The organism is Oceanirhabdus sp. W0125-5 (genome assembly GCF_027938815.1).
In the GTDB taxonomy this organism is placed as follows: domain Bacteria; phylum Bacillota; class Clostridia; order Clostridiales; family Clostridiaceae; genus Oceanirhabdus.
In genome coordinates, this window is the sequence record NZ_CP115913.1 from 1007654 (window position 1) to 1030658 (window position 23005).

Genomic DNA, 23005 nt, shown 5'->3' on the forward strand with positions numbered 1-23005 from the left:
GTTAATTTCTATATATTAAATTTTTATATCTTATTTAGTTAACATATACTGTATTATTCTTATGTATTGAACTATAGCCATAATAAGTAATGTAATCACAATCCATGGGAATGCAAGGGTATCAGCACTTTTAATGAAAAACAGCATTGCAAAGGTTGCTATTGATACTACTATAGAAAATAAAGAATAGTAGTATGGTTTAAATGAGAATGATTTATTACCAAATATTGTTGACTTATTTTTATGATTTACTTTAAATATAAAATATATAGAAAGCAAAGCACCTATAACAAGTATTATTTTGTATACAATAACTAACTCTGGTGTGAGAACAGAAGCAAAAAGTTTTTTATTTCTCACATATAGATCTCTTTCAAGTCCCATTCTTTCATCTACTAACTTAATAAGATATATACTTATAAAAAATAACAAGTAGCTAAAAATGGGGAATATCCATCTGAAAACAATATTTCCTACTGATGTTTTTTTCAATGCACTCACTTCCTTAGTTAGAATTAAATTTTTAAGTTTTGGAAAATTTCATCACTTATTTACCATTATATAATAAAAATGCACGGGAATCCCGTACATTTTTATTATATATTTATTTTCTTTCAGGTTCGCCTGATTCAATTGGATTAGATTCATCTCCGCTCCATTCATACCATCCACCATCGTAAACTGAAATATTATCCCATCCCATAAGGTGTGCATAGAAGAAAGTTTCACTAGCTCTCCAACCTGTACCACAGAAATATGATACTTTTTTATCTGAAGTTATTCCCCAGTCTTTCCAGAATGCTTCTATTTCATGATAGTTTCTCATTGTGTTGTCTACATTTCTGAAATGCTCCATGTGATATGGATCTGATCCTGCGTGACCCCAAACAGCTCCTGCTATACGTCCTTTAGGTTCAATATAAGTATATCCACTTGTTTCACCTATATATTCAGCCCAACTTCTTATAGATACAAGCTCTCCATTTTCATCTGCAAGGATTTCTTTAGCTTCAGCTGTGTTGATTATATATTCAGGATGTACTGGAACTTTTGCGCCGAAGTTTTCAATAGCAGTAGGTTCTACAACGCCTTCTTCAGTTTTAAGTCCAGCTTCTGTCCAAGCTCCGAATCCACCATTCATAAGTCTAACATCTTCTACACCTGCATACATCATTACTGAAGCAGCACGTGCAGCAGCAGTAGAATCTGCACCATATAGTACAACTGTCGTATCTTTATTTATTCCTAGTGAAGTTAATACAGTTTCAATCTTCTCATCTGAAACTATGTTCCACCATGGTTCTTCTTCAATTAAGCCAGTATCAAGGTGAAGAGCACCTGGGATATGAGCTTCTTTATAGTCTTTTCCTTCTCCCCAGCTAACTTCAACTACAACATATTTATCATTATTAAATGTTTCTGGCTTTTCTCCATTAACTAATGCATTAACCCATTGAGGGTGAACTAGTTTTTCATGTCTTGCCAGCTTGTCCATTGGTAGTTCTTTATCTTGAGCCCAAGCTATAATTCCATCTGTATAAACTGTTACATTCTTATATCCTAAAGTTATAAGTTTATCTGCGAGCTTAGAGTTTTCTTTTCCATCAACATCATAAATTATAATTTCTTTATCTTTAACAATTCCTTTATCTTCAAGTGATTTTATCATGTTTTTATCTTCAATCTTATCTAACCAAGAAGTAGGAAAATCTACAGCACCTTTAATATGTCCTCCTCTTTCTTCACCGTGAAGAGTCCATCCTAAGTAAGAAGCTTCTTCTCTTGTATCTACAAGAACTACATTTTCTTCATTAATTTTTTTCTTCAATTCTGCAGTTGAAATTTTGTTAATTTCAATTTTTTCCTCTTTATTAGATGTTTCAATCTTTTTATCTACTGTATTTTTAGTTGCTTTATTACCACAAGCAGTAAAAGCTATATTTCCTATCATTACAGCTGTTGCTAATAGTAAAGCAAATTTTCTTCTATTCATAATAGTTTCCTCCTGGAATGTATCTATATAATAATCATAAGTATCAATACATTAATATAGTATCGGATATCGTCGAATTCTGCCAATTTATTTTTTCAATAGATAAAAGGGGAACTATTACATATTCAAATACTCTCCTGTATTTTCCATTTGGAGTAGGGATTTTCTAATGTATAGGAATTAACATTCAGAGATTAGATAAATTCAGCAGGGAAAATTATACCATATTATGGTTATAAAAGTGTATAATGAATTTATGTATAATAAATTTATTATAAAAAGGGATGATGGTATGAAAAAGTTTTTAAAATATATTTTATTACCAATAATTTTTATTTCAATGATAGCTTTATGGTATTTTCAATATACAAAATGTAAAGCATATGAAAAGTATATCTCAAGTTTAATATCTTATAAAATCGAATCTGTTATAAACTCTACGTCTATAAATAAGGACATCATTAGTGGTGTAGTGAAAAATCAAAAAATATCATTAGAAGAGTATAATGTTTTAGTTAAAAACTATAGAGAAGTAAGTATTGAAATGCAAAATATTTATTTACTTGCTGATAAGATGAATATAAAAAATGTTAGTAATGAACCGTCAATAATGTTTCAAAAGGTATATTATTACATTAAAGATTTAGAAATAAATGAGAGGTTTGATGAAAAGACCAGTAATAATATTAAGAGTATTTATAATATTACATCTGAATGTTGTGAGGTTATTAATTATTTAGATAATTATTCTAAGGAAAAATCTCATATTGAATATTGGCAAATAAGTAATAAAAGATGGATTGATTTTTTAGAGTTTTTTACAGAAACATCGAAGATGAATAAAATGTACTGGCTTGATTTATAATTACTACAATATTATAGTGTCAAATAGGTACTGTAATTATATGAATAAAAAATACAAAAGGAACTAATATCTTAATTCAGATACTAGTTCCTTTTTGACTAAAAGAAGTAGCTTATACTAATTACTAAATATTAAATTCTTCTCCATCAACAAGAACCTTAGAAGGTTGAAGTATAAAGTCCATATGTAGTGGAGTGTTGTTTTTACCGCCAAACATTACATTCATACCTATTGCAATATGAACAGTTCCAAGAACCTTTTCATCATAAGCTGCATAGCCGATTAATTCTTTAACATTTTTATTTAATCCAATTCCGAATTCAGCAAGTTTATCACTGTCTCCTGGGCAAGATTTAACTTGTTCCATTAATTCAGGTAATGTAGATTCTACAAGAGTACCTTCTTTAAATGTTAAAGTAACATTTTTGTGGCATACACCATCTAAGAAAAGTTGAGGTACTAAGATGCTACCTTCACCACTTTCTTCAATTGGAGCAATGTAAACTTCTCCTGGAGGAACATCTCCATTACCGTCATCTTTATGCCAAGGTCTATTTTCAATAGAGAAAGTTAATTTATTATCATCTCCAGTATAAATTTCAACTGTTTTCTTATCTTTTAACTGAGTAACAACTTTCTCACAAGTTTCTTTTAATTCTTTGTAGTCAATGCAAACAGCATCAATCATAGATTTTTCAAATAATTCATGATCAATACCAGCAACTGCTGCATTTCCAACAGTAGGTACTTTAACTTGAATGAAGTATTTTTTATCTTCAGTAACACTTCTAAATAACTTCATTATATTTTCTCTGTAGAATTCAATTTTCTCTCTAGGAAAATCTTTATGAGGTGCAGGAGGTGTAAACATACATATATCCACTACTGCATTAGCAAGTTTAAAGATTTCAAAGAATTTATCAGGAAAAGCTAAGAACTCATCAGGAGTTTCAGTGTAATAATCTTTCATAAATTCTCTTGAGTGCTGCCATTTGATAGGGAAAGCACCTTTTTTAGCAATTTCAATAGCGAATCTATCTAAAATATCAAGATCTGCATTTTCACCCCAAAATTGAAGTAATACTATATCCCCTTTAGTAAAATCAAAACCTTCTACCATATTAGGTATAACCTTTTTAAAGTTCATCATAATTTAATCCCCCTCAATACTGTATATTCAATGGTATTATTTCCATCAATATTTTTATTTGTTTTATTTATCCAACTAAGTACATTATACACACAAAATTATAACTTGTAAATATGTTTTTATGAAAATCGAAATGAATTTTTAAAAATAATTTGATGAACTTGTTATTAAAGTGGTTCTATCTATTATTATATACTTTGAATTCTCGAGTATTAATAAAGGTTAAGTGAATATTAAAAATTTGTTTTGGTAACTATGGAATTAAATTGACATAGCATGTTTTAATATATACAATTAAATTATTGAGTAAAAATTATACAAAGGGGGATTTATTTATGAATAAACATGAAGTACTTAAAGAAAAATTCACGAATGTACTAAAGGAAGAAATTAAAATAAAAAATGAAAATATGAAAAAGTTGAGAGCAGAAGGTTCAGGGGATGAAGCTAATTTAGAGAGAATTAAACTTAATGTTATAGATATTTTTGAAAAAATGTTTATGGTTTCTTATAACAACGTTTTTGTTAAGTCTAATAATCCTAATTTAACAGCAATACTTGAAAAGGAAGAGGATGATTATAAAAAACTTCATTTAGCATATGATCATTTTTTAAATAATATAACAGCACCTTGGAGAGAAAAACTTGAAAAGGATAAGAAATTCAATAATATAGAAAAGGCTATAATTGAAGAATTGAAATTAGCTGAGGTAGATAGAGTTAAAGCTATATTTAATGAACTTTATAATGAATTGAATTAAAAAATAAGTACTTGCAGAAGATTATAGATGTAGGGTTCAAAAAACTCTACACTAATAACATAAGAAGGGGGAATTTTTAAAAGGAGATGATTGGATGGAAAAGGATACCATAAAATTATTTAAATGTCTTGCAGATAAATCAAGATTAAGGATAATTAATAATTTATTAAATGAACCAATGTATGTTGAACTTTTATCTGAGAGATTAGGCCTGGCAGCTTCAACAGTTTCTTTTCATTTAAAGAAGTTAATGGATAGTGGAATAGTATATTCAAAAAAAGAACAGTATTATGTAGTTTACGGAATTAATGAGGACTTATTTAAGACAAAGCTTATAGATTTAATAAAAGAGGAAAATGGGGACGAGGAAATCGAAAAGGAAAGACAGGAACAGTATAGAAAGAAGGTATTAGAATCTTTCTTCGAATACGGAAAATTAAAATCAATTCCTGTTCAGCATAAAAAGAAAAGAATCATTTTAGAAGAAATGGTTAAGAGTTTTGACTTTGATAGAAACTATACAGAAAGAGAAGTAAATATTATAATAGCAGATTTTCATGATGATTTTTGTACATTAAGAAAAGCACTAGTTTCAGAAAAGCTTTTAGATAGAGATAAGGGAATGTATTGGAGATTAAAGGAATAAAGACCAAAGTTTTGCTTTGGTCTCTTTGTTTTAATCATTGGTAGTGCATTATAAAATTAATATATTATCTTAAGTTACCATGTAAAATATTAACTTAAATACAAATAATTATTATATTATTGATATCTGTTGAAATGAGGTGGAAATATTGTGTTTAAAATAATGATAATAGAAGATAATGAACAAATCAGAAATGAACTTTGTCAGTTACTTATAAAAAACAGATACGAGACAATAGCGCCAAAAGAATTTGATAATATACCATCATTAGTTAGACAAACCAATCCACATTTAATATTACTTGATATAAATCTTCCAAACACTGATGGATTTAAGTTATGTACTGAGATTCGAAGCTTTTCTAATTTGCCTATAATATTTGTTTCAAGCAGGAATACAGATGTTGATGAACTTATGAGTATAACCTTAGGTGGTGATGATTTTATCACAAAACCATACAATACTTCAATTCTTCTTGCAAGAATAGCTTCTCTTCTTAAAAGAGCATATCCTGATTCTGATTCAGAGGAAATTGTTGAACACAAAGGAGTCAAGTTAAATATTTTATCAAGCAAGGTACAATACAATTCCAAGGAGGTTGAACTCACTAAGAATGAGCTTAAAATATTCTATTATCTACTAACTAATAAAGGAAAGATAGTTTCTAGATTAGATATTATTGAGTATTTATGGGACAATGAGATGTTTGTTGAGGATAATACATTAACTGTAAATATAACAAGGATTAGAAATAAGCTTAATAGTTTAGGAATAGATGACTTTATAAAAACGAAGAGAGGACAAGGGTATATTATATGAGTTTTTCAGATTTTTTGAAGGATAAAGTTCCAACAATACTTTTAAATATCATTTGTTCTTTTGCTTTGATATCTTTTTTAATGAACGCAGGAATCGGGGTGTACAGTCTATTTGTAATTCTTATATCTTGGTACACTATATTAATAGTATTTTGTATTATTGAGTACATAAGAAGAAAAAAATACTTTGATGAGCTTTTAAAAATTGCAAAAGATTTAGAACAGAGATACCTTATCTCAGAAATTATAGATGAACCTAAATACTCAGATGGATTACCTTATTATGCTCTTCTGAAAATGGCTAATAAATCCATGATAGAGGAGATAACAAAAATAAAAAATGAACGTAAAGAGTATAAGGAATATATTGAACAATGGGTTCACGAAATTAAAACACCTATATCTTCAATAAAACTTATTGGGGAAAACAATAAATCTCATGTTACAAGAGAAGTATTATCAGAGCTTGAAAATATAGATAATTTTGTTGAACAAGCTTTGTTTTATGCTCGCAGTGAACACGTAGAAAAGGACTATCTTATTAAAGAGATTTCTTTAAAAAAATGTGTTAATTCTGTTATTGTTGCAAATAAACATATGTTTATTCAAAATAGAGTACAGGTTGAACTAAGTAATCTTGAAAAGACAGTATACTCAGACAGCAAGTGGATTGAGTTTATTATTAATCAACTGCTTATTAATTCAGTAAAATACAGATCACATAGTTTACCTAAAATTAAAATATTTGCAGAAGAAATTAAAGGTGGAGTGAGCCTTGTAATTGAGGATAATGGAATAGGTATTGCAGAAAGTGAGTTACCACGTGTATTTGAAAAAGGCTTTACAGGAAGTAGTGGAAGAAATAATAATAAATCAACAGGAATAGGATTATATCTATGTAAAAAGTTATGTGATAAGCTCGGACTTATAATTAATATAACATCAAAGGAAAATGAATATACAAAGGTTTCTATATCTTTCCCTAAGGGTACACTTGTTAAAATCTAAGACCCTTAGGGTTTTTGTTACAAAGTTGAAAGGTTATTGTAACGTAAACTGATACAAGGGAAAGGGTAATTATTATAAACTTAAGGGGAGGTGATGGAAATGGAAAAAATATTAAGCATTAAAAATATAGAGAAGTATTATGGAAATAAAGGGAATATTGTTAAGGCAGTTGATGATATAAGTTTTGATATTAATGAGGGAGAATTTGTAGGGGTTATGGGGCCATCAGGTTCAGGAAAAACAACTTTGCTTAATGTAGTATCAACTATTGATACTGTTAGCGCAGGACATATCTATATTGAAGACAAAGATATAACAGAAATTTCTTCAAAAGGTATATCAAAATTTAGAAGAGAAAACTTAGGTTTTGTATTTCAAGATTTTAACCTTCTTGATACATTGACAATACATGAAAATATAGCACTAGCACTTACAATTAATAAACGCAGCCATGGGGAAATCGATGCACTTGTACAAAAGGTAGCTAAACAATTAGGAATTGAAGATCTTTTAAATAAATATCCATATGAGGTATCAGGAGGTCAAAAACAACGTACAGCATGTGCAAGGGCAATTGTAACAAATCCAAAGCTTATTCTTGCTGATGAACCAACAGGAGCTTTAGATTCTAAGTCAGCACAAATGCTTATTGAAACTATATCAGATATGAACAAGACATTAGGAGCAACAATTATGATGGTAACACATGACTCCTTTACAGCAAGCTATTGTAATAGAATATTATTTATTAAAGATGGAAAAATCTATACAGAATTAGTTAAAGGTGATAGTACACGTAAAGAATTCTTTAATCAAATTCTTGATGTGGTTGCTTTACTTGGAGGTGATGTAAAAGATGTACGCTAAATTATCCATGAGAAATGCAAAGAGATCTATAAAAGACTATTTGATATATTTTATAACACTGACTTTGTGTGTAGCTCTCTTTTACTCCTTTATGTCATTATCCAGTCCAAATTATGAATTAAATACTAGTGGACAATTTGATCTTTCTATCTTATACACATATATAAAATATGCTTCATATTTTATAACAGCTGTATTAACTTTCTTGGTTAGTTATGTAAATAAATACATGATGAAAAGACGTAAAAGAGAATTTGCAACATATGTACTTTTAGGAATGGAACAAAAAACTGTTGCTTTTCTGTTTTTCCTTGAAACTTTTATAATGGGTATTATATCAATTTTAATGGGAATTATCTTGGGAAGTTTTTTCTCTCAAGTACTAACTGCATTGATAATTGAAACAATCGATGGAAGTATAACTTTTGGTTTTAGACTTTATGGAGATACAGTTATTAGAACAATTATATTTTTTATAATAATTTTTACTGTGATAGGATTATTTAACGTAAAAACTCTATCAAAAATTAAGCTTATTGATATGTTTAATGATCATAAAAAAACTGAAATCCAATTTTCAAGAGGAAAATGGTTTTATTTAACAACAGCAATACTAGCTCTTAGTTCTTATGTTTTTGCATTTTTAAGTATTAAAAAATATCTTAAGGTTATGCATATATCTAGTGAGTATTTACCAGAAAAAGATAGACTTCCTATAATGATTGGTATAGGAATGCTTATAGGGACTTATTTAGCATTTTATTCATCAGCATATATAATAGTACTTATAAAAGAGAAGTTTACTAAGTTTAAATATAAAAACACAAACTTATTTTTAATAGGACAATTGCTTTCAAAAATAAATACTACGTCCATATTAATGGCGACGGTTACAGTAACATTATTTGTATCAATCATATGTTTTATTTTGGGACCTATAATGTCTGAGTGGGTTTCAGGTTATCTTCCTCTGAGAAGTGTTTTCGATGTGAAAATTGATATTACCTATAAGGATATACGGGATATAGAAGATAGACCTGTAATTGATTATACTAAAGTTCATAATTATCTATCTCAAAGTGAATTTGAGATAGAAGACTATTGTGAATTAGAGAGATATTTTCTTGAAAAAGAAGATTTTAATAGAAGAAGAAAAGATTCTTTCCCAATTTTAGCTATTAGCTTAAGTGATTACAATAAACTTAGAGAAATGGCAGGATATGAAAGTATAAAGTTGGGCAATGATGAGTTTGCAATACAGTGGAAAAAAACTATTCCTAGAAATGATATTGAAAATTATATAAATGAAAATTCTTCAATTAAAGTTGGGAGTAAAGTATCTAGTACGGATCTAAAGAAATGCTATACTGAGCCACTTGGCGAAGGTATATATAATAATTATACGGAATGTATATTTATACTACCTGATAAGGAGTGTAAGGATTTAACCATTGCAAATGTTAACTTTTATGCAAATACCCGCAAGGTTATGGAGTATGAATTTGCAGAATCTGTCTCTAATTTTGTGACTGAATGGTTTAAAGAAGAGTATAAACATTTATTTGATAAATATGGAGATCAACATGGGTTTAAAACAATAATTAGTGTAAATACAAAAACACAGCAGGTTAATAGTGCTAAAACAACAGCATTGATGATGAAATTCTTAGGAATATATTGTGGTGGTATTTTTCTAATAATATGTTTAACGGTATTAGCTCTTCAACAGTTAGCAGATTCATTTGAACATAAGATGAAGTTCAAGATTTTACAAAAAATTGGTGTTGATAAAGGGGAAACAAGTAAACTAATATTAAAACAAATAGGTATTTACTTTAATATTCCAATCATAGCAGCATTATTAGGAGCAGGCGTATTTTTATATGTATTTGGTAAACAGACTTCTAGGGAGATATATTCATATATGGGCAGTGATGTTTTTATGATGAATATTGCTATTTCAATTATAATGGTAGTTTCAATATATGTATGTTATTTTATTGCAACTTACTTAGGATTTAAAAGAAATATAGATAATTAATAGTAGTTAATAACAACTCTGATTTTACTGGGGTTGTTTTTAGTTATAAATTCTTTTAGTAATTCTTAAGAAATTAGGTTAAAATAGAGATAGATTTGGAGGGATGAAACATGATATTTGATTCACACGTACACACAGATTTTTCAGGCGATAGTGATATGAAGATTGCAGATGCAATAAAGAGAGCAGAGGAACTTGGAATCGGACTCGTAATAACTGACCATATGGATATAAATGATTATATAAAGAATAGAAGTGGTTTTGATGTTGAGAAGTTCTTTGAGGCATATGAAAAGCTTAGGAGTGATAAGCTCCTTCTTGGGATTGAACTTGGATTAAGAGAAGAGGCTGTTGAGAGAAATATTCGCTTAGTTAATAATTATGATTTTGATTTTATTTTAGGATCAACACATGCACAGTACACTTCAAAACATGAATTTGAGTTCTTTGATGCTGAGGTTTACGTAGGAAAATCTAAAAGAGAAGCATACGAGGAATATTTTGAGTCTATGATTAGAGGTATAAAGGAGAATGAATACATAGATTCTTTGGCTCATATTGACTATATTGCTAGATATTCTAGATATGAAGATAAGGAACTTTATTATGAAGAGTATAAAGAATTAATAGATACTGTACTTAAGGAAGTTGCTATTAGAGAAAAATCTATGGAGATAAGTACAAGAAGGATAGGTGATAAAACATCAGCTCATGAACTTATGAAGATATATAAGAGATTCAGAGAGTTAGGTGGAGAGACTGTAACTATCGGTTCTGATGGACATTATCCTGGGGCTATAGGAGCTAACTTTAAAATTGCCCTTGAGATGGCTGAGGCTTGTGGCTTAAAACCTGTTTATTATAAGAAAAGAAAGATACATTTAATTAGATAATTTAAAGATTATAGTCCTTGATTTTAAGATAGTATTCTTGAAATTAAGGGCTTTTATAATAGATATGAGCGATTACCTTTAAAGGAGTAGATGGTAATTATATACAAAGCGTGATATTATAATATTGGATTTTATTAAAGGAGGATGAGCATGAAAAAAGGGGGCGTTTATTTCTTAGTACTAGCTATATCTATTATTTTAATTAGTTGCACCTCAAATAATAATATAATAAAAGAAGAAAGAAGAATTAAGGATACTACGTCTTATAAGAGTGAAGATATAGAGTCTATCAACAAAATAGAAGATTTTATAAAAGAGCAAGAACAATATATTATAGAAAAGAATAAAGAAAAATACATGGAAACTTTAAGTAAGGATGAAGAGGAATACTATTGGGAAAAAATACACTGGTTTGATGATATAATTAGTTCTGATATTGAGGGGTATTCTCTTGAGGTATTAAAGGTTGAAAAGGTAGATGATTTAAAATTCCGAGCAGAGTTGCTTCAAAAGTATCATTGCAATGAAAAAGATTACAGCTTAAAATATGCCAACATTTATAGAATTAAAGATAATAAAATTTTAGATTATGATTTAGATTTTAAAACCTTTGAAACAGAGCATTTTATAATTAAGTATTTAGGAAAGTTACAACTTAAAGAATGGTTATGTGAACAGGTTGAAAAAGGATACAATATTGCTACAGGAAATTATGGACAGACTCTTAAGGATAAAACTATCATAAAACTTTATGATGATAGAGAGTTATTAAGGCAATCAGTAAAGCTATCATTTGGCTGGCAGTTTGGAGGATGGTATGAGTATCCAGAGTCCATTAAATTTTTAAAATTAAAAAACTTTACCGATTATTTCAAAAGAGGTATAGCTCATGAGCTGATTCATAAGCTTACTATAGAAGAAGCTGCTAACAATATGCCTTATTGGTTAGCGGAAGGATTAGCTGAACATTTCTCAAAAGAAGAAGGGATCGGAGATAGATATCAGCCTTCTTATGAGTTAATTGAACTAGAAAAGATTGATTTAGAGAATTATGAAGGAAATATATATGATTATTATGAAAGCTCAAGGTTTTATGTGGAAAGAATGATTGAAGCGTATGGAATTGAAAAAGTTAAGGAGATATTAAAAGAACTTAGTGAATATGGGTTCCAAGAAAAAACAAATGGAGAGATTTATCTTGAAAATAATAAGAAGTTTCATGAAGTTATTCAAAAGGTATTAGGTACAACATTTGAAGAGATGAATGCAGAGTTTTCAGTTGATCAAATATGATGAGAAAGTAGATGAAAGAGGATTTTTTGTAACATATATTTTTCAAAAGAAATAATAAGAGAAACAGAGAGTTAAGCTTGAAATGTTGACTATGGAATTTAACATTTTTAAGCTTAACTCTTTTTTTTTGGTGCTATTTGAATATGATTTTTATCAAATAAGTAATACATATACTTACATGGGCATATGTATATATAAACATATGAAAATAAAATCTTGTAAAGAGAGGGGATATTAAGTGGATAAACTAACTGATTTTTTAAAAATAATATCTGATGAAACACGTTTAAGAATACTTATTTTACTATATCATAAGAAGCTTTGTGTATGTCAAATATGTGGGGTTATGGGTGAGACTCAACCTAAGATATCAAAGCATCTTGCCAAATTAAGAGATATTGGGTTTGTAAAAGATGAACGACTGGAGAAATTCGTTTTTTATAGATTAACCATTGAGGAGCCAATGTACAAAGAAATATTAATAAAAATAATTGATAGTGTTGATGATAATTCTATTTTCGGAAGAGACATGGAAAAAATTAAAGATGCAGAAAAATATCTTAAAACATGTAAGGGTGCCATGTAGATATACTTTTTAGTAAATATGGTTATATCATAAGGGGGAATTCTGTTGGAAAAGAAAAAATTTCGAATTTTAATTGGGGTTTTAATTTTAGTTCTACTTGTCCTTTTATCTAAAATTATATTTCAGGTAGGTAAAAGAGATATAACAATACAAGAGAAAAGTAGGTGCTGCAGTAATGGCTATTGATTTAAAGTCAAATTTAATTACAATATTATTTTTTGTTTTTAGTACTGGATTAATAAGTGGATTAAGTCCATGCACTCTTCCAACAGTAGCTTTTGTGACTGCATATGTTAATGGGAAACAAAATCATTCAAAAAAAAGTGGGTTTATTATTTCACTTGCATTTACATTAGGAATAGCATTTATGCTTTCTATTTTAGGAATATTTGCAGGGGCTGTAGGGGCTATTCTCAAAGACATTAAAGTTATAAATTATGTAATAGGGATTATTTTATTAGTTATGGGGTTCTGGTTATTAAAGATATTTGAGTTTGATTTTAATAATAAGACATTTAATATCATACCAAAAAGAGATAGTGGCATAATTGGAGCATTTTTACTTGGAATCCCTTTTGGAATATCAGCATCACCATGTACTTTTCCTATAACTGCCTCAATGATTGCTTACTCAGCTGAAAAAGGGAGTATGATTTATGGGATGTTATTAATGTTTACATATGCTATAGGTAGATGTATTCCTCTAATGGTGGTAGGTACTTTTACGGACTTACTAAAAAATACACACATTTTATCAAAGTATCAAGAAAGAATTGAAAAAATTAGTGGGGTAATTTTAATTTTGATTGCTTTGTATTTTATATGGAAAGCATAGAAATTTTAAGATATGAAAGGGTGTGATATTTTGGACAAAGTAACATATTTATTTAGTTGGTTGAATGATCAAGTGTTAAAAATGACATGGCTTTCAGAACTTGTAAGATTACTTGTAGAGAAGGTATTTAAATTGCCTATTAATGAAAAATTAGGTGGAAGTATTCATTTCTTTATTTACGATACTATTAAGATTTTCATATTATTGTCTGTATTAATTTTTTTAATATCATATATTCAAAGTTATTTTCCTCCAGAAAAAACTAAAAAAATACTTGGAGGTATAAAAGGAATAAAAGGGAATATACTTGGAGCTTTACTTGGTACTGTAACACCATTTTGCAGCTGTTCAAGCATACCTATTTTTATAGGGTTTACCTCTGCAGGGCTTCCCTTAGGAGTAACATTCTCATTTCTCATTTCTTCACCATTAGTTGATTTAGCATCATTCTTAATATTGATGTCTTTCTTTGGAATAAAGATTGCACTAGCATATGTAATTGTAGGATTGATTCTTGCAGTAATAGGTGGAACAATCATTGATAAATTGAAGATGGAAAAGTATGTAGAAGGATATGTACTTGATATAAAAAGCGTTGATGTGGAAGTTGAGGAAATGACACGCAAGGAACGAATATCTTTTTCTAAGGGACAGGTAAGAAATATTGTTAAAAGAGTATGGATTTATATATTAATTGGAGTAGGGATTGGGGCAACAATTCACAACTGGATTCCACAGGAAGCAATAGAGAAAGTGGTAGGTAGTAATAATCCATTCTCTGTTATTTTAGCAGCTGTAGTTGGTATTCCAATGTATGCAGATATATTCGGGACTATACCAATAGCGGAGGCTTTATTTGGAAAAGGAGTTGGGGTTGGAACTGTATTATCATTTATGATGGCTGTAACCGCACTATCATTACCTTCTATGATTATGCTTAGCAAGGTTGTAAAACCAAAGCTTCTAGCAATATTTATAACTGTAGTATCTACTGGAATCATTATTATAGGATATTTATTTAATGCCTTTTCATATATATTTATATAAATTAAGGAGGGTTAAGATATGGTAATTAAAGTCTTAGGTTCAGGATGTGCTAACTGCAAAAGATTAGAGAAAAATACAAGAAAGGCTGTAAAGGAATTAGGTATTAGAGCAACAATTGAAAAGGTATCGGATTATAGAGATATACTAGCCTATGGAGTTATGAAAACTCCTGCTCTTGTAGTGGATGAGCAGGTTAAGATAATGGGAAGGGTTCCATCAGTTGAAGAAATCAAAATGTATCTATGATAAAAAAACATATAGGCTAAATAACCTATAAAGAAAGAGTTAAGTATTAAACATTAACTGTGAGACTAATGTTTGAGGCTTAACTCTTTTTATTAATAAATAAATGGTGAACAATACATTCTGTGTTTAAGATGAGAAAAGGGCCTTAAGAAAATGTTATAATTATTGAGTGATAAGGAAAAAGGAGGCAACGATATGGAAACTATAATATATACTCTAGGGGAAGTTAAAGATGAGGAATTAAAATTTGCTGTAATAGTGGCAAAATTTAATGATAAATATGTATATGTTAAGCATAAGGATAGAACTACTTGGGAGATTCCAGGTGGACATAGGGAAGTTAATGAAAAGATTGATGAAACAGCTAAAAGAGAACTAAGAGAAGAAACAGGAGCAACTAAGTTCAATATAGAAGCTGTTTGTGATTACTCTGTTGAAAAAGCAGGTTATGACAGTAGTTATGGAAGAGTATACTATGCAAAAGTTGAAGAGTTAGGAACTTTACCGGATTTAGAAATAGGAGAAGTTAAATTATTTGATGGTATGCCAGAGTATTTAACTTATCCTGAGATTCAGCCCTTTTTATTAGAGGCTGTTGAAGAAAAAAATAATAGAAAAAAATAAAAAGTGTGGAAATATATTGACCTTAACCTTACGTAAAGTGATAGAATAAGTTCATGAAGTACTTCATATAACAAATCATTGCGGGAGTGATAGGATGAATCAATTGAAGAAAATAGGGGAGATATCCACTGAGTATGGAATAACTAGTAGAACATTAAGGTATTATGAAGAAGTTGGTTTGATTGAGAGTGTAAGGATTGGAGAAGCAAGGTACAGGGCATATGATGATAAAGCTATCCAGCGTATTCAACAGATACTTCTTCTAAGAAAATTACAATTATCTGTAAAGGATATTCAGACTATATTCTCAACAGAAGATATGCGTGTTCTAATAAGCATATTTCATGAAAAACTAAATAACATAGACAAGGATATCAACTCATTAAAGACTTTTCAATGGATCATACAAGAATTTTTAAGACTTCTTAAAGAGAAGGGATACTCTAGAGCCAATGGTTTGAATCTTCTAGTGGAAAAGTCACAGGAAATTGAAAATAGACATGATCATGTGATAGAGAGTGACTCTAAAAAAAGATTAAAAGAAGATTATATGGAGGAGATAAATATGGCAATAGATAAAATTTCTAAGTTAGATGATGTAAGAATTATTAATCTTAAACCTATGAGAGTAGCTTTTTACAATCATATTAGTGATGAACCTGAGGAGCATGCATGGAATGAGATGATAAAATGGGTAAAGGAACAAGAGTTGGATGAGTGTTTCACTACTCGCTATTTTGGATTCGATAGTACTATGCCGAAGGAAGGCAGCTCAGAGTATGGATATGAAGTATGGGTAACTGTAGGAGAGGATGTTAAACCTTCAGGGAAAATAAGAATTAAAGAATTTAAAGGCGGGTTATATGCTGTATCAAATACAAAAGGATGCCCAGGTGATAAAATACCTTTAGTATATAAAAATCTACATGAATGGATAAAAGAGAGTGAATACGGCTTTGGAAAGCATCAATGTCTTGAAGAACATTTTCCTAATATTCCATCAAAGCAGAAGGATGAGTTTTTCGGCCACATTGATATCTGCATTCCAATCAGTGAAAAAGAGTAATAACTAATGTATAATTGATAATGTAAAATGGAGAATGATTGATATTTCTCTCCGAGAAATTTTTAATTTTATAATGATTTATTTTTTTATGTGATAGAAACTTAAACTTAAAAAAAGTTGGTGATAAAATACCAACTTTTTTGTTTTGTTCTAAAAACTTTGTAATAGAAAGTGTTAGAAAATATGAGTAAAATTATCCATTATACATTTATTTTAAAAGTCAGTTAATTCACTAGGATCACATAATCCCATACCTATGGCATTATCTTTTAATACTAAATATAACTCAGCCTCTGTTGCACTTGTATAAGGCATAACTAAGAATCCGCCTACAAATGGAATAAACAAACTTAATATATGCCATCCAATGAATGAAAGCTCTAATACCCACATATCAAATTTATGACCTTGTGTCATTTGGGTACTTAACTCTATTGCTCTATCATAATCCATATTTGGGTTATCACAAAGAATATAAGGTACCATTTTATAAGCATAGTGTTTAACAATCCCAGGGATTATTAAAAGTAAAGACCATAAAAATATATATAAATTTTTGAAAAACATAGTTTTTACGATATTTGAGTATCTTTCTTTATTAAATGAATAACCTATTTCATTTATATCAAAGTCCATTTGTGTTGATTTAAGGAAATATTTTTTGCCACCAACCTCTATTGGATTAGATACAAATATTGAAAAAAGAAATGCAAGTAAAATTATTACTAAAGCGACAATAATAATAGTAAATATTATTGGATGGTATAAGTTGAAATCCGTGTTATCAATGTGATAATTTATACGATTTTGTGAAGAACGTGAGTAACTTGCACTACCACCTGCACCAAGGAAAAATAATATTACACTAACCAATAATGCTTTCCAATATGAAGCACGTAAAACCTCTTTTGCTCTACTTTTAAGTAGTTCTCTTGTCCACAACATATATATTCTCTCCTTAAAATTATTTAAATTTATGAAAATAATTAATATATCAGTATATATACTATTAAAAATGATAAATAACTCTAAGTAAAGAGTTATTAATAAACTTATTATAAAATATTAAAAATGATATACCTTTTGTGATTTTTCACATTCAATATATGTTGACGAGATTAAGATTGATTATAAGAATTTATTGAATTCTTAGAGTATATAATTGTTTTTTTATATAACTTAGGCAATTGTCTATATTTATATAAAATGAAAATTAATGACGAAAAAATATTATTGATTTTTTATTAAAATGAGTATATATTTTAAATAAGTATTTTAGATATAAATATTTATATTAATAAAGGGATGTGGGAATGAAGGTAGCTTAATATAATATTAAAAAAAACAAATTCAAACTAATGTAATAGCTGTTAAGTAATTTATTGAAGGGGAAAGAAGCATGAAAAGAGATCAAATAGTTAATTACGATGAATTTCTTGAAAAAAAGATGAGAAGACAAAAAAGCAGAAAACTTCAATCAGAGGATAAGAAAAGCAATAAGAATAAAAGGATGAAAAATATTAAGCATTCCAAGAATTCATTTAAAAACTATGCATCAGGAGATTATGATGAAGATTTATATGATGAATACTAAATGTTACGGATTATAGAGCGCGTGAAACGCGCTTTTTTTGATAATGATAGATTTTTAGACTCATATAAAGTAAAAAACTATAATAACACCCTTAAAATAATTATATTGCTTTAAGGGTGTATTTATTAATAAATATGTTATATGAAATTATTCAAGTGGCTTTAAATTCTCATTTCCACTCATGCTTAAGATAGTTTGAACTAATAATTCAATTTCATTCTCGATATCTTTAATGCTTACAACCTCAGAAGGCGAGTGCATGTATCTAAGTGGTAGAGATACTAGTGCTACTGGTACTCCTGTACCTGTTAATCTAATCTTATCTGCATCAGTTCCTGTTGCTCTAGGAGTAAGTTCGTATTGAACAGGAATCTCATTTTCTTCAGCTGCTTTTTCTAGAAGAGCATTTATTTTATCGTTTATTGGAGCACCCTTAGATAGGATAGGTCCTTTACCAAGATCAATATTTCCGCTTTCTCTTGAATCAATTCCAGGATAATCAGTTGCAAAGGAAACGTCACATGCAATACCCATAGTTGGTTTTATATGGCTTGCAGCAAAGTAAGCTCCACCCATGTTTGTTTCTTCGTTTACTGTACTTACAGCATAAACGGCAACATTAGGGTCTTTATCAGCAACTCTTCTAAGAACTTCAGCAACAATAAATGCACCAGTTCTATTATCTAGAGCTCTTCCTGCAAAATTATCATTTAGCATATACTCATAATCAACATCATATATTACGTAATCACCGATGCTAACATGCTTAGTTATTTCTTCTTTATTAGCTGCACCGCAATCAATGAAAAGATCTTTAGCTTTGATTTTATCGCCAGCGCCACCTTGGTGCTCAGCTTTAACACCAACTACACCTTTTAGTATTCCGTTTTTACCTAAAACTCTTACTCTCATACCAAGAGCTAGCTTAGGGCTTATACCACCAGCTTTAGTAACATAGATATAACCATTACTATCAATGTGATTTACCATAAATGCAATTTCATCACAGTGACCCGCAAGCATTACCTTGAATGGTTTATCAGGGTTAACAGATGCCATAACATTACCAACAACATCAGTTTCAATTTTATGAGCAAAATCTTTAACATATTCCATCCATAACTTCTGTAATTCAAACTCATTACCAGATGGAGATGGTGTTACAATAAGTTTTTCTAAGAAACTTTTTGATTGTTCTCTCATACCTTTTCCTCCTCAAAATTAATCATACAATAATAAACTATCTGAAACTTAATTTATACTTGTTCCATAATATCTATGCATTTCTTAGATATGGGCTTGTATAAATTAATAGTTACAGAGATCTATTTACATATATATATGATAACATACATAGGCATAAGTGGTATATATTGAAAAGAAACAGTTGAAAATTTCATGCAACCAGCAGTTGCAAAAGAGAAAAAATTAAATTCAACTAGCAGTAAATAGCCATTTATTGGGGAGGATGATATACTGTGAGTAGGATAATTATCCCAAATAGTTGACGCGTATGAGGTGATAATAATGTTAAATAGTAAAAAGATTGGTGCATACATTTCGGAGCAGAGAAAGAATAAGAATTTGACTCAAGCAGAGTTGGCAGAAAAGCTAAATATTACACATCAGGCTATATCAAAATGGGAAAAAGGAAGCTCCCTTCCTGATATAGCAATATTGGTTGAATTGGCTGAAATATTTGAAGTTACAGTAGATGAGATATTAAAGGGTGAAAGTAATCAAGTAATTCAGAAAGAAAATAAGAAAGATATAACTGAAACAACAGATATGATTAATAATAGTATAAAAGAAGTTAATGAGAAAAATGGTGTAGATGAGATAATTGAGTCAGTAAAGAAGATGGAGAAAAACTTTGGAGAAGGTCTTGGAGAAGGATTTGCAGTGGGTTTTGGAGATGAAATTATGAAGTCAGCAAAAGATATTAAGAAATCCTTTGAAGGAATTGACTCTAGAAGGACTGTAATTCAATCTAGATTTAAAGAAGAAAAATCTAAATTTAAAGAAGAAAAATCTAAATTTAAAGAAGAAAAATCTAAATTTAAAGAAGAAAAAGCTAGATTTAAAGAACAAAAAGAAATGATGAAAAAAAATATCAAGGAAAAGTTTAACAAGATAAACTCTATTAATAGTGATCAGCTTGTTACAATAGCCCCATATCTAGACAGGGAATCAACAGAGAAGGGTATAGATATAGTAACAGATGGAATGGACATAAAAAATATAATTTCATTAGCTCCTTTTTTAGGAAAAGATAAAATTGATAGTATGGTAGATAATGCTATGAACAAAGAAGAGTTAGATTTGGATATCCTTATGGGATTATGTCCATTTATAAGTAGAGATAAGATAGATGAATTAGTAGATATAGCTTTGGAAAATGAAGTTAATATTGAAATGATATCAGGAATTGCACCATTTGTAAGTAGAGAAAAAATGGGGTATATAGTGGATAAAGCAATGGAAAGTGATAAAATTGATTTTGAATTACTAGCTTCAATTGCTCCATTCATAAAAAGAGCTAAGATGGATGAGATAATAAATAAAATGATGGAAAATGAAATAGACATAGAGGTATTATCAACATTAGCACCATTTATAAAGAGAAAAACACTGGATAACATTATTGACAAGTGTATTAACAAAGAAGAAATGGATGTTGAATTGTTAACAATGTTATGCCCATTCATAAGTAAAGAAAAGGTTGATGAGTTAGTTGATAATATATTAGATCATGAATCCATTGAAGAGATACTAAGTGGATTAGCACCATTTATAAGTGCAGATAAATGCGAAGAAATTTTTTATGAACTGTTAGATGAAGAAGATAGAAATTATGAAGTAATATCTACTTTAGCACCATTTCTAAGAAAAGAAGTAATAATTGAAGCAATAAATATTGAGTTAAAGAGTGGAAAGAACGATGGAGAGCTCTTAGCGATATTAGGACCGTTTATTGGGTAAAACAAATTGAGAATTGAGAATGTAGAATTGAGAATGATGGACATTTCTCTCAGAGAAATTTTAATTGTATATTTTTTAGACAATAAGTTTTTACTCGTTTCATTTGCAATAAAACATTGTGTTTAAATACAATATTTTATCGTAGATAAAATGAGTGAACCCTCTTTGTTCTAAAGAACAATAAAATGTAGCTTCTGACTTATGTCAGAAGCATCCATCGTTTTCAATTTTCAATTTTCAATTTTCCATTTATTTAGAGCTGTAAGCTCTAAATAGTAAGTTGGTCTTCTTCATTAAAGAAAGTCTTATATCCTAGTTGAACAAATAATATTACTGTTAATGAAACACTGCCTAGAATACCGAGCATTATTGCTATTTGATATTCAATAGCTGTGATTGGGGAAATTCCTGATAATATTTGTCCAGTCATCATACCAGGAAGAAATACTATTCCCATACCAATCATAGAGTTTATTGTTGGTAGAATTGCAGAATCAAAAGCATTGTCTACTATTTCTTTAGATGCAGATTTAGGGGTTGCCCCTAACATTAAGGCTGTTTCTACAAGGTTTTTCTGAGATTGCATTCCATCAACCAGCCTAGTAACACCTAAAGAGATTCCTGTCATGGAGTTCCCAATGAGCATACCTGCTATAGGAATGAAATATCTAGGGTCATACCATGGTGAGATATGTATCACAATAAAAACAAAGAAGAATAAACTTGTAAGAGTTCCTATAGTCATTGAAATAGCTATAATCTTCTTGAGTTTCTTAGAGAGAGTTAATTTTACTCTCTTGTATATATTATATATAGCGAATATCTCCATTAGGATTATTATTAGTATAGTATAAACTGGGCTAGGATTATCAAAAACATACACAAGAATATACCCTGTTAATATCAATTGTATAGTCATCCTGAAAGCAGAGATAACTATCTGTTTTTCTCTATTGATACCTCTTATTTTAACAATAGCTAACAGTACAAGTATAAAAATATAAGCAGAAATCATTTGCCATATCTGTATATCTATTACCTTATCCATGATGACACCTCCCCTTGAGAAATAACATTACCATCAGATATCTCAATAATATAATCTGAGTAATTTTCAGCTACATTCTTAGAATGGGTAACCATTATAAGGGTGCTATTATTTTTTTTAGCGTAATCAACTAACTTTTCTATAATTAGTTTTTCAGTTTCCTCATCAAGTGCTGAAGAAGGCTCGTCTAATAAAAGCACTTCAGGTTCCAAAAGAAGAACTCTAGCAAGGGCTAGTCTTTGTTTTTCTCCACCTGATAGAACATCAGATTTATCATTTAGATCTTTGTTCAATTGAACTATTTTCAGTATATTTTTCAATACATCATCAGAAGGTAGAGCTTTTTCACTAAATTTCAATCCAATGTTAAGGTTATCTCTTATATTTCCTTTAAATATAGCAGGGGATTGAGATAACATAGCCACTTTTCTTCTATGAGTTATTGAATTAATTTCACTTAAAGGAATATCATTAAACAGGATTTCTCCACTGTCATTTGAAATAAGCTTGTTCAATAAACGTAGTAGGGTAGTCTTACCACTTCCACTTCCGCCTACTATACATGTTATTTTATCTTTGGGTATATGAAGCTGATTGATATTTAAAACATCTTTGTAAATTACATTTTCAAGATTAAACATG

General features: G+C 29.2%; 24 protein-coding genes. 17 read left to right on the forward strand and 7 right to left on the reverse strand.

Annotated features, from left to right (window positions below; translation table 11 throughout):
- Positions 1–30 precede the first annotated feature (30 nt).
- A complete protein-coding gene (locus tag OW730_RS04935; protein ID WP_271227955.1) occupies positions 31–492 on the reverse strand; it encodes a hypothetical protein in 462 nt (153 codons plus the stop codon).
- Positions 493–604: 112 nt separating this feature from the next.
- Positions 605–1993: a rhodanese-like domain-containing protein gene (locus OW730_RS04940; RefSeq protein ID WP_271227956.1), complete on the reverse strand. Its 1389-nt coding sequence runs from the start codon at positions 1991–1993 to the stop codon at positions 605–607.
- Positions 1994–2285: 292 nt separating this feature from the next.
- Here OW730_RS04940 and OW730_RS04945 point away from each other — a divergent pair, with 292 nt between their 5' ends.
- Positions 2286–2858 (forward strand): hypothetical protein, encoded by a 573-nt coding sequence (locus OW730_RS04945; RefSeq protein ID WP_271227957.1) that lies wholly within the window; start codon positions 2286–2288, stop codon positions 2856–2858.
- A 124-nt stretch (positions 2859–2982) separates the two neighbouring features.
- Here OW730_RS04945 and OW730_RS04950 read toward each other — a convergent pair whose 3' ends face one another.
- Positions 2983–4008 (reverse strand): aminopeptidase, encoded by a 1026-nt coding sequence (locus OW730_RS04950; RefSeq protein WP_271227958.1) that lies wholly within the window; start codon positions 4006–4008, stop codon positions 2983–2985.
- Between the two features lie 335 nt (positions 4009–4343).
- On the opposite strand from OW730_RS04950, the gene OW730_RS04955 reads away from it, so the two are divergent.
- From OW730_RS04955 to OW730_RS05020, 14 genes are all read left to right on the forward strand, one after another.
- Positions 4344–4769 carry a hypothetical protein gene (locus OW730_RS04955; RefSeq protein WP_271227959.1) on the forward strand — a complete coding sequence of 142 codons (426 nt, stop codon included), beginning with the start codon at positions 4344–4346 and terminating at the stop codon, positions 4767–4769.
- A gap of 94 nt (positions 4770–4863) precedes the next feature.
- Positions 4864–5415 carry a DUF2087 domain-containing protein gene (locus OW730_RS04960; protein ID WP_271227960.1) on the forward strand — a complete coding sequence of 184 codons (552 nt, stop codon included), beginning with the start codon at positions 4864–4866 and terminating at the stop codon, positions 5413–5415.
- A gap of 150 nt (positions 5416–5565) precedes the next feature.
- Positions 5566–6234: a response regulator transcription factor gene (locus OW730_RS04965; protein ID WP_271227961.1), complete on the forward strand. Its 669-nt coding sequence runs from the start codon at positions 5566–5568 to the stop codon at positions 6232–6234.
- Positions 6231–7241 carry a sensor histidine kinase gene (locus tag OW730_RS04970; protein ID WP_271227962.1) on the forward strand — a complete coding sequence of 337 codons (1011 nt, stop codon included), beginning with the start codon at positions 6231–6233 and terminating at the stop codon, positions 7239–7241. Before OW730_RS04965 ends, OW730_RS04970 begins: the two co-directional genes overlap by 4 nt.
- A 99-nt stretch (positions 7242–7340) precedes the next feature.
- The gene (locus OW730_RS04975) at positions 7341–8108 is read left to right on the forward strand and encodes an ABC transporter ATP-binding protein (RefSeq protein ID WP_271227963.1); all 768 of its coding nucleotides are present in this window, start codon (positions 7341–7343) and stop codon (positions 8106–8108) included.
- Positions 8109–8115: 7 nt separating this feature from the next.
- Positions 8116–10149 carry an FtsX-like permease family protein gene (locus OW730_RS04980; protein WP_271227964.1) on the forward strand — a complete coding sequence of 678 codons (2034 nt, stop codon included), beginning with the start codon at positions 8116–8118 and terminating at the stop codon, positions 10147–10149.
- Between the two features lie 110 nt (positions 10150–10259).
- On the forward strand, positions 10260–11042 hold the full coding sequence (locus tag OW730_RS04985) for a histidinol phosphate phosphatase (RefSeq protein ID WP_271227965.1): 783 nt from the start codon (positions 10260–10262) through the stop codon (positions 11040–11042).
- A gap of 150 nt (positions 11043–11192) precedes the next feature.
- Entirely contained in the window at positions 11193–12335 is a 1143-nt protein-coding gene (locus OW730_RS04990) for a hypothetical protein (RefSeq protein ID WP_271227966.1), read from the forward strand.
- 238 nt (positions 12336–12573) lie between these two features.
- Positions 12574–12921: an ArsR/SmtB family transcription factor gene (locus OW730_RS04995; protein WP_271227967.1), complete on the forward strand. Its 348-nt coding sequence runs from the start codon at positions 12574–12576 to the stop codon at positions 12919–12921.
- 175 nt (positions 12922–13096) lie between these two features.
- Entirely contained in the window at positions 13097–13756 is a 660-nt protein-coding gene (locus OW730_RS05000; protein ID WP_271227968.1) for a cytochrome c biogenesis CcdA family protein, read from the forward strand.
- An 81-nt stretch (positions 13757–13837) separates the two neighbouring features.
- Positions 13838–14803 (forward strand): permease, encoded by a 966-nt coding sequence (locus tag OW730_RS05005; protein WP_442945428.1) that lies wholly within the window; start codon positions 13838–13840, stop codon positions 14801–14803.
- Between the two features lie 18 nt (positions 14804–14821).
- The gene (locus tag OW730_RS05010) at positions 14822–15049 is read left to right on the forward strand and encodes a thioredoxin family protein (RefSeq protein ID WP_271227970.1); all 228 of its coding nucleotides are present in this window, start codon (positions 14822–14824) and stop codon (positions 15047–15049) included.
- A 195-nt stretch (positions 15050–15244) separates the two neighbouring features.
- Complete coding sequence (locus OW730_RS05015; RefSeq protein ID WP_271227971.1) at positions 15245–15673, forward strand: NUDIX hydrolase; 429 nt, start codon at positions 15245–15247, stop codon at positions 15671–15673.
- Positions 15674–15767: 94 nt separating this feature from the next.
- Positions 15768–16739, forward strand: a complete 972-nt coding sequence (locus tag OW730_RS05020; protein WP_271227972.1) for a MerR family transcriptional regulator — start codon at positions 15768–15770, stop codon at positions 16737–16739.
- Between the two features lie 213 nt (positions 16740–16952).
- Here OW730_RS05020 and OW730_RS05025 read toward each other — a convergent pair whose 3' ends face one another.
- The gene (locus tag OW730_RS05025) at positions 16953–17684 is read right to left on the reverse strand and encodes a DUF975 family protein (RefSeq protein WP_271227973.1); all 732 of its coding nucleotides are present in this window, start codon (positions 17682–17684) and stop codon (positions 16953–16955) included.
- A 454-nt stretch (positions 17685–18138) separates the two neighbouring features.
- On the opposite strand from OW730_RS05025, the gene OW730_RS05030 reads away from it, so the two are divergent.
- On the forward strand, positions 18139–18333 hold the full coding sequence (locus OW730_RS05030) for a hypothetical protein (RefSeq protein ID WP_271227974.1): 195 nt from the start codon (positions 18139–18141) through the stop codon (positions 18331–18333).
- A 147-nt stretch (positions 18334–18480) separates the two neighbouring features.
- On the opposite strand, the gene OW730_RS05035 is transcribed toward OW730_RS05030, so the two are convergent.
- Positions 18481–19536: a M42 family metallopeptidase gene (locus OW730_RS05035; RefSeq protein WP_271227975.1), complete on the reverse strand. Its 1056-nt coding sequence runs from the start codon at positions 19534–19536 to the stop codon at positions 18481–18483.
- A gap of 324 nt (positions 19537–19860) precedes the next feature.
- Here OW730_RS05035 and OW730_RS05040 point away from each other — a divergent pair, with 324 nt between their 5' ends.
- Entirely contained in the window at positions 19861–21315 is a 1455-nt protein-coding gene (locus OW730_RS05040; RefSeq protein WP_271227976.1) for a helix-turn-helix domain-containing protein, read from the forward strand.
- 268 nt (positions 21316–21583) lie between these two features.
- Here OW730_RS05040 and OW730_RS05045 read toward each other — a convergent pair whose 3' ends face one another.
- Together OW730_RS05045 and OW730_RS05050 are read right to left on the reverse strand one after the other, a co-directional pair.
- The gene (locus OW730_RS05045) at positions 21584–22363 is read right to left on the reverse strand and encodes an ABC transporter permease (RefSeq protein ID WP_271227977.1); all 780 of its coding nucleotides are present in this window, start codon (positions 22361–22363) and stop codon (positions 21584–21586) included.
- The gene (locus tag OW730_RS05050) at positions 22351–23004 is read right to left on the reverse strand and encodes an ABC transporter ATP-binding protein (protein ID WP_271227978.1); all 654 of its coding nucleotides are present in this window, start codon (positions 23002–23004) and stop codon (positions 22351–22353) included. Before OW730_RS05050 ends, OW730_RS05045 begins: the two co-directional genes overlap by 13 nt.
- Position 23005: the final 1 nt, after the last annotated feature.

What these genes read in the sequence shown, in the direction of transcription:
- OW730_RS04940 (WP_271227956.1), bottom strand. Translation starts at nt 1,993, where the DNA reads ATGAATAGAAGAAAATTTGCTTTACTATTAGCAACAGCTGTAATGATA.
- OW730_RS04945 (WP_271227957.1), top strand. Translation starts at nt 2,286, where the DNA reads ATGAAAAAGTTTTTAAAATATATTTTATTACCAATAATTTTTATTTCA.
- OW730_RS04950 (WP_271227958.1), bottom strand. Translation starts at nt 4,008, where the DNA reads ATGATGAACTTTAAAAAGGTTATACCTAATATGGTAGAAGGTTTTGAT.
- OW730_RS04955 (WP_271227959.1), top strand. Translation starts at nt 4,344, where the DNA reads ATGAATAAACATGAAGTACTTAAAGAAAAATTCACGAATGTACTAAAG.
- OW730_RS04960 (WP_271227960.1), top strand. Translation starts at nt 4,864, where the DNA reads ATGGAAAAGGATACCATAAAATTATTTAAATGTCTTGCAGATAAATCA.
- OW730_RS04970 (WP_271227962.1), top strand. Translation starts at nt 6,231, where the DNA reads ATGAGTTTTTCAGATTTTTTGAAGGATAAAGTTCCAACAATACTTTTA.
- OW730_RS04975 (WP_271227963.1), top strand. Translation starts at nt 7,341, where the DNA reads ATGGAAAAAATATTAAGCATTAAAAATATAGAGAAGTATTATGGAAAT.
- OW730_RS04980 (WP_271227964.1), top strand. Translation starts at nt 8,116, where the DNA reads ATGAGAAATGCAAAGAGATCTATAAAAGACTATTTGATATATTTTATA.
- OW730_RS04985 (WP_271227965.1), top strand. Translation starts at nt 10,260, where the DNA reads ATGATATTTGATTCACACGTACACACAGATTTTTCAGGCGATAGTGAT.
- OW730_RS04990 (WP_271227966.1), top strand. Translation starts at nt 11,193, where the DNA reads ATGAAAAAAGGGGGCGTTTATTTCTTAGTACTAGCTATATCTATTATT.
- OW730_RS05000 (WP_271227968.1), top strand. Translation starts at nt 13,097, where the DNA reads ATGGCTATTGATTTAAAGTCAAATTTAATTACAATATTATTTTTTGTT.
- OW730_RS05005 (WP_442945428.1), top strand. Translation starts at nt 13,838, where the DNA reads ATGACATGGCTTTCAGAACTTGTAAGATTACTTGTAGAGAAGGTATTT.
- OW730_RS05010 (WP_271227970.1), top strand. Translation starts at nt 14,822, where the DNA reads ATGGTAATTAAAGTCTTAGGTTCAGGATGTGCTAACTGCAAAAGATTA.
- OW730_RS05015 (WP_271227971.1), top strand. Translation starts at nt 15,245, where the DNA reads ATGGAAACTATAATATATACTCTAGGGGAAGTTAAAGATGAGGAATTA.
- OW730_RS05020 (WP_271227972.1), top strand. Translation starts at nt 15,768, where the DNA reads ATGAATCAATTGAAGAAAATAGGGGAGATATCCACTGAGTATGGAATA.
- OW730_RS05025 (WP_271227973.1), bottom strand. Translation starts at nt 17,684, where the DNA reads ATGTTGTGGACAAGAGAACTACTTAAAAGTAGAGCAAAAGAGGTTTTA.
- OW730_RS05030 (WP_271227974.1), top strand. Translation starts at nt 18,139, where the DNA reads ATGAAAAGAGATCAAATAGTTAATTACGATGAATTTCTTGAAAAAAAG.
- OW730_RS05035 (WP_271227975.1), bottom strand. Translation starts at nt 19,536, where the DNA reads ATGAGAGAACAATCAAAAAGTTTCTTAGAAAAACTTATTGTAACACCA.
- OW730_RS05040 (WP_271227976.1), top strand. Translation starts at nt 19,861, where the DNA reads ATGTTAAATAGTAAAAAGATTGGTGCATACATTTCGGAGCAGAGAAAG.
- OW730_RS05045 (WP_271227977.1), bottom strand. Translation starts at nt 22,363, where the DNA reads ATGGATAAGGTAATAGATATACAGATATGGCAAATGATTTCTGCTTAT.
- OW730_RS05050 (WP_271227978.1), bottom strand. Translation starts at nt 23,004, where the DNA reads ATGTTTAATCTTGAAAATGTAATTTACAAAGATGTTTTAAATATCAAT.